5 protein-coding genes are annotated in these 5,984 nt (G+C 74.8%); 1 reads left to right on the plus strand and 4 read right to left on the minus strand.

Annotation, left to right across the window (positions count from 1 at the left end; genetic code table 11):
* Positions 1 to 109: 109 nt before the first annotated feature.
* Positions 110 to 1,060 (minus strand): alpha/beta hydrolase, encoded by a 951-nt coding sequence (locus ACI78Q_RS23515; protein WP_456925901.1) that lies wholly within the window; start codon positions 1,058 to 1,060, stop codon positions 110 to 112.
* 125 nt (positions 1,061 to 1,185) lie between these two features.
* On the opposite strand from ACI78Q_RS23515, the gene ACI78Q_RS23520 reads away from it, so the two are divergent.
* Positions 1,186 to 1,857, plus strand: coding sequence for a GntR family transcriptional regulator (locus tag ACI78Q_RS23520; protein ID WP_456925902.1), 672 nt, complete (start codon positions 1,186 to 1,188; stop codon positions 1,855 to 1,857).
* Between the two features lie 80 nt (positions 1,858 to 1,937).
* Here the strand turns inward: ACI78Q_RS23520 and ACI78Q_RS23525 are convergent, their stop codons facing one another.
* The 3 genes from ACI78Q_RS23525 to ACI78Q_RS23535 all read right to left on the minus strand — a co-directional run bounded on the left by ACI78Q_RS23525 (position 1,938) and on the right by ACI78Q_RS23535 (position 5,868).
* Positions 1,938 to 3,575 carry a flavin-containing monooxygenase gene (locus ACI78Q_RS23525; protein WP_456925903.1) on the minus strand — a complete coding sequence of 546 codons (1,638 nt, stop codon included), beginning with the start codon at positions 3,573 to 3,575 and terminating at the stop codon, positions 1,938 to 1,940.
* Between the two features lie 79 nt (positions 3,576 to 3,654).
* Positions 3,655 to 4,590: an alpha/beta hydrolase gene (locus tag ACI78Q_RS23530; RefSeq protein ID WP_456925904.1), complete on the minus strand. Its 936-nt coding sequence runs from the start codon at positions 4,588 to 4,590 to the stop codon at positions 3,655 to 3,657.
* Between the two features lie 228 nt (positions 4,591 to 4,818).
* A complete protein-coding gene (locus ACI78Q_RS23535; protein ID WP_456925905.1) occupies positions 4,819 to 5,868 on the minus strand; it encodes a DUF3500 domain-containing protein in 1,050 nt (349 codons plus the stop codon).
* Positions 5,869 to 5,984 lie beyond the last annotated feature (116 nt).

The following is a 5,984-nucleotide window of genomic DNA, read 5'->3' on the forward strand; positions in this document are numbered from 1 at the left end:
GGGGCGGGGCGGGGGGTGGCGCCGGCCGCCCCCCCCCCCCCCCCCCCCCCCCCCCCCCCCCCCCCCCCCCCCCCCCCCCCCCCCCCCCCCCCCCCCCGGGGTACCGCGATCAGGTGAGGGCGCGGCGCAGGGCGTCTATGCGCGTGCCCCAGATGCGGCGGGACAGCGCCGCGTCGGGCGCGAAGGTCTCCGCCGCGTGGTAGCTGCCCGGGTACACGTGCAGCTCGCACGGCACACCGGCCGCCATCAGGCGCTGGGCGAAGGCGATGTCCTCGTCGCGGAACAGGTCGACGGTGCCGACGTCGATGAAGGCCGGCGGCAGCCCCGAGACGTCCACGGCCCGGGCCGGCGCGGCGTACTCGTCGGCCGGCTTGCCGCCGAGGTACCAGGCCCAGGCCTCGACGTTGCCGGCGCGGTCCCAGATGCCGATGTCGGTGATCTCCTGGCTCGACGCCGTCTCGTTGCGGTCGTCGATCATCGGGTAGATCGGCATCATGAACCGGATGGCCGGGCCGCCGCGGTCGCGGGCCAGGAGCGCGGTGGCGATGGTCAGGCCACCGCCCGCGCTGGCCCCGTAGACGGCGATCCGGTCGGCGTCCACCCCGAGGTCGGCGGTGTTGCCCGCCATCCAGCGCAGCCCGGCGTAGCAGTCCTCGACCGGGGCGGGGTGGGGGTGCTCGGGGGCCAGGCGGTACTCCACCGAGACCACCACGGCGCCCAGCTGCTCGCACAGCATCGTGGCGGCGACGTCCTCCCCGGCCACGTCGCCGAGGATCATCCCGCCGCCGTGGATGTAGTAGACGCCCGGCAGCGTGCCGGTCGCGCCGGCCGGGCGGTAGATCCGCACGGAGATGTCCGGCTCGCCCTCCGGCCCGGGGACGGCGCGGTCCTCCTTCGTGACGTTCGGGTTCTCCGGGACCTCCATGGACGCGAGGATCTGCTGCACCGCCGCCCGCCGGGCCACGATGTCGGGGATCGAGTTGAAGCCCCCGGGCAGGGCCTCCAGCAGCCCGTCGAGCGGGACGCGGCACTCGGGGTCGATCAGTTCACGGCGGGACATGGGTCCTCCATCGGGTCGGGTGCGGGGCGGTGCGCGGGACCGGCGAGGGTGCGGCCGGGGGACGGGGGTGCAGCGGCGGGCGGGTGCGGCGCCCGGCTGGCACGATGACCGGGAGAGGGGGTCCGGTGACGTCGTCGTTCGAGGTCCCGCTCACGCGGCGGGAGGCGGTCCTCCGGCGGCTGCGGCAGGAGATCACCTCCGGGCAGCTGCCGACGGGCACCGTGCTCAAGGACGCCGAGCTCGCGGCGCGGCTGGGCGTGAGCATCACCCCGGTGCGCGAGGCCATCACCCAGCTGGCCGCCGAGGGCCTGGTCGACGTCGCGCCCAACCGCACCCGGAAGGTCGCCGGCCTCACCCAGAAGTCGGCGCTCGAGCTGGTCGACGTCATGGAGCTGCTGGCCTGCGCCGGGTTCGCCGGGGGCGTGGACAACCTGACCGAGGAGCACCTCGCCCGTCTGCGCACCCGCTACGCGGAGTACACCGCCGCGCTCGCCCGCGGCGACGTCACCACGGCCTCGGCGGCCGGGGCGGACTTCAGCACGATCGTGGTGATGGCCAACGGCAACCGGGAGCTCCAGTCGATGCTGGACCTGGTGGTGGTGCGGGTGCTGCGCATGCTGGCCATGGACTCCCACAGCGACTCCTGGCGGCCGTGGGTCGAGGGCTACGGCGCGGTGCTGGAGTTGCTCGAGCGGGGCGACCGCGCCGGGGCCGTGGCCCGCTACCGGCAGATCTACGTCGAGTTCCGCGCGGCGGTGGAGCGCTCCCTGTGGCCCGGGGACGGCGGGGGCACCTGACGGCGCCGGCGCCGGGGCGCGGCGCCGACCCGGGTCACGGACGTCGTCGTCCGTGACCCGGGCGCCGCGGCGGGTGGTGGTCACGCGTTGAGGAGGAAGCCCTCGTAGCCCTTGGCGGCGACCTCGTCGCACTTCTTCCGGTACTCGCCGACGCCGCCGGCGTAGGGCATGAACACCCGTGGCTTGCCGGGGACGTTCGCGCCCATGTACCAGGAGTTCGCCTTGGGGTAGAGCGTGTACGAGGCGATGAGGTTGACGTGGTCGACCCACGCGTCCTGGGCCTCCTGGCTGGCCTCGATCGTGCGCAGGCCCTGGTCGCGCAGGTGGGCGATGGCGTCGCACACCCAGTCCACGTGCTGCTCGATCGACACGATCATGTTCGAGAGCACCGACGGGCTGCCCGGGCCGGTGATCATGAAGAGGTTCGGGAAGCCGGCCGAGCCGATGCCCAGGTAGGTCCGCGGCCCGGCGCTCCACGTCTCCTTGAGGGAGGCCCCGCCCCGGCCGCGGATGTCGACGTTGGTCAGCGAGCCGGTCATGGCGTCGAAGCCGGTGGCGTAGACGATGGCGTCGAAGACGTACTCGTCGGCCGCCGTCCGGATGCCCTTCTCGGTGATCTCCACCAGCGGCTCGCGCTGCAGGTTGACCAGGTGCACGTTCGGGCGGTTGTAGGTCTCGAAGTACTGCGTGTCCAGGCAGGGGCGCTTGGTGCCGATCGGGTACTCGGGGCACAGGTCCGCGGCGGTCTGGGGATCCTCGACGATCTGCTTGACCTTGCGGTGGACGAACTCCCGGGCGAGGTCGTTGGCCTCCTGGGAGAGCGTGAGGTCGGTGTAGGTGGTCAGCAGGTTGACCAGGCTGCCGCTCTCCCAGGCCTCCTCGAACCGTGCCTCGCGCTCCTCCGCGGACACCTCCAGCGCCGACTTCGTCGCCGGCGCGATCGGGACGCCGAACGCGGACTCCTTCTGCGCCTGCCGGTAGGACCGGTACTGCTCCTTCATCTCCGCGATCTCGTCGGGGCGCAGCTTCCGGTTGCGGGCGGGCAGCGAGTACGCGGGGGTGCGCTGGAAGACCGTCACGTCGGCGGCCTCGGCGGCGATGACGGGGATCGACTGCACGCCGGAGGACCCGGTGCCGATGACGCCGACGCGCAGGCCGGTGAAGTCCACGCCCTCGTGCGGCCAGTGCGCGGTGTGGTAGCTGGCGCCCTTGAACGTCTCGCGGCCCGGGATCTCCGGGTGCTTGGACGCCGACAGGCACCCGGTGGCCATGACCAGGTACGGGGCGGTCACCGCGTCCCCGTGCTCGGTGCGGACCTCCCAGGTGCCGGTCTCCTCGTCGAAGTGCGCGGCGGTCACCCGGGTGCGGAAGACGATGTCCCTGCGCAGGTCGAAGCGGTCGGCGACGTGCTGGGCGTACCGGAGGATCTCGGGCTGGGTCGGGTAGCGCTCCTGCCACTCGAAGTGCTGCTCCAGGTCCGGGTCGAAGGAGTAGGAGTACGCCAGGCTCTCGATGTCGACCCGCGCGCCCGGGTAGCGGTTCCAGTACCAGGTGCCGCCGACGTCGGTGCCGGCCTCGAACACCACCGCGGTCAGGCCCATGCCTCGGAGTCGGTGCAGCAGGTACATGCCGGAGAAGCCGGCGCCGACGATGACGGCGTCGACGGTGGCCGGTACGGACGGGGTCGCGGCCTGGGGGTCGGCTGCTGGTGCGGACACGGGTCCTCCTGGGCGGAGCCGGGATGGGGTGGGGAAGGCACGCCGGCCGGGACGGCCGTCGTGGAGTGGGGGAGCGGGCTCAGGCGGGCTGAGAGGCGGTGCGCGCGGCGATCGCGGCGGTGACGTGGTCGATGGCGGCCGCGGATCCGGGCAGCAGGCCGACCATCGTGAAGAAGCCGTGCATCTGGCCGTCGAAGCGGCGCAGGTCCACCGGCACGCCCGCCCAGGCGAGCCGGCGGGCGTAGGCCTCGCCCTCGTCCCGCAGGACGTCGTGCTCGGCGGTGATGACCACCGCCGGCGGCAGGCCGGAGAGGTCGGCGGCCCGCAGCGGTGCGGCGTCCGGCTGGAGGCGGGAGTCCGGGTCGGGCGCGTAGTGGTCCCAGAACCAGACCATGCTGTCGCGCGAGAGCATCAGCTGGTTGGCCGGGTCGGCGTAGGACTCGGTGTCCATGCCGGCGTCGGTGACGGGGTAGACCAGCACCTGCAGGTCGATGTCCGGCGCGCCGGCCGCCCGGGCGCGCTGGGCCAGGACGGCCGCGAGGTTGCCGCCGGCGCTGTCGCCGCAGACGACGAGGGGGCCGCTGCCGCCGAGCGACTCCCGCCGCTCGGCGATCCACCGCAGCGCCGTCCACGAGTCCTCGACCGCGGTCGGGTACCGGTGCTCGGGGGCCAGCCGGTAGTCGACGAGCACGGTGGCCATGCCGGTGCGGTCGGCCAGCACGCGGCCGAGGGTGTCGAACTCGGGCGCGGTGCCGATGACCCAGCCGCCGCCGTGGAGGTAGACCAGCACACCGCGCGGTGTCGGGGTGGGGGTGAGGACCCGGACGAGGATCTCGCCGCCGGCCACGGGGACGCGCTCGTCGCGGACCTCGTGCACCTCCGGCCCCGGCCCGTACAGCTCGCGCAGCGCGGCGGTCAGCCCGCGGGCCTCCTGAGGGGTCATCTCGTGCAGCGGCGGACCGCCACCGGCTGCCATCTGGGTCAGGAAGGCCGTCGTCGCCTCGTCCAGTGCCATGCGCGTTCCCTCGACGTCAGTGGGGCTCTGGCCATCGGGGTCCGCTCGTCACCCGATGGGGTGTGATCGCCGCCACAAAATAGGATGCATCGTCGCCGAGGGTCAATGTGCCGCCGGCCCACAAAAGTCACGGTCCCGGTGGACACGACGACGGCGGCACGGGTCCGCAGCGGCTCACCGCGCCGGCTCGGCGGGAATCGCCGGGACCCCCGTCGGCGGGCCGACGCGTCAGCGCGTGTGGTGCGCCGCCCGGTGCTCGGCGAGGGCGTCCAGGCCGAAGTCGCCCTCCGGGTCGCGCCACACCGAGTGCGCGTGGTTGGCGCCGTCCTGCGTGTCGTCCCACTCCACGAGCAGCCGCGGCCCCTGCAGGCGGAAGTAGTGCGGCCGGCCGGGTTCGGTGGAGCCGGCCCACGCGAAGTGGACGCCGTCGACGTCCACGGGTGGGGCGACGCCGTCGGGAACCCGTCCCAGGTGCGCCGCGAGCAGCGCCTCGAGCAGGGCCCGCTGGGTGCCGTCCAGCTCCCCGGCCGCGAGTCCGCGCGGCTCCCGCGTGAGGGCCAGCCGGCCGTCGTCCGGGCCGGGGTCCCCGTCGTCGCCGGGGAGCAGCCGCGGGCGGTTGCGGCTGACGATGTCCGACGGGGGGCGGTCGAGGAGCACCGCCCGGGCACGCAGGTCCGGCGCGAGCGACCGGACCAGCTCCCGCGCGAGGTCCTCCGTGCCGCCGAGCGCCCGCAGCGCGCCGCCCCCCAGCAGCGGGGCCGCGGCCGGATTGGCCCCGAGGAAGCACGGGGTCACCGCCCGCACCCGCCCGTCCACCACCAGGTTGTTCAGCGAGACGTGGTGCCCGCCGAGACGCCAGCCCCACGGGTCGGTGCCGCCGGGCTCGCCGAACACCCGCAGGTAGTACAGGCCGGGGTCGCGGTACCGCTCCCGGCCACCGCGCCGCGGGAAGCCCTCGGCACGGTCGAGCACGTTCTCCAGGCCCAGGACGGCGCAGACGGTCACGTAGCCGGCCGTCGACAGGCCCGTGCTCACCAGCTCCATCGCGAGCGACTGCTGGAGGGGGCGCTGCGCACCCAGCGGCAGCCCGCCGTGGTCGGTGGGGACGTAGTGCCAGCGCACCCGCTCCCGTTCCGCCGACGGGCCGGCCACCGGCCCGGGGCGCCGGGCGAGGTCCCGCTGGCCGGGGTCGAGCGAGGCCAGCCACGCCGTCGCCGCGGCGGCCATCCGGCCGGCGACGACCGCGGGGGCGGGCCGTCCGTCGTCGAGGGGATCCATCAGCCGGTCCGTTCCGGCGGTGGGGGGGCCCGCCCACCCCCCCCCGTGGCCGGCCGGCGCCCCCGGCGGCCGGCTTGCCGCTCCGCTCGTCGGCCCAGTGGCCCCCCCTGTGCGGC

The organism is Geodermatophilus sp. SYSU D00705, from assembly GCF_054050135.1.

Excerpts from the sequence above, each read along its gene's own strand:
- ACI78Q_RS23515 (WP_456925901.1), bottom strand. The coding sequence starts at position 1,060 with ATGTCCCGCCGTGAACTGATCGACCCCGAGTGCCGCGTCCCGCTCGAC.
- ACI78Q_RS23530 (WP_456925904.1), bottom strand. The coding sequence starts at position 4,590 with ATGGCACTGGACGAGGCGACGACGGCCTTCCTGACCCAGATGGCAGCC.
- ACI78Q_RS23535 (WP_456925905.1), bottom strand. The coding sequence starts at position 5,868 with ATGGATCCCCTCGACGACGGACGGCCCGCCCCCGCGGTCGTCGCCGGC.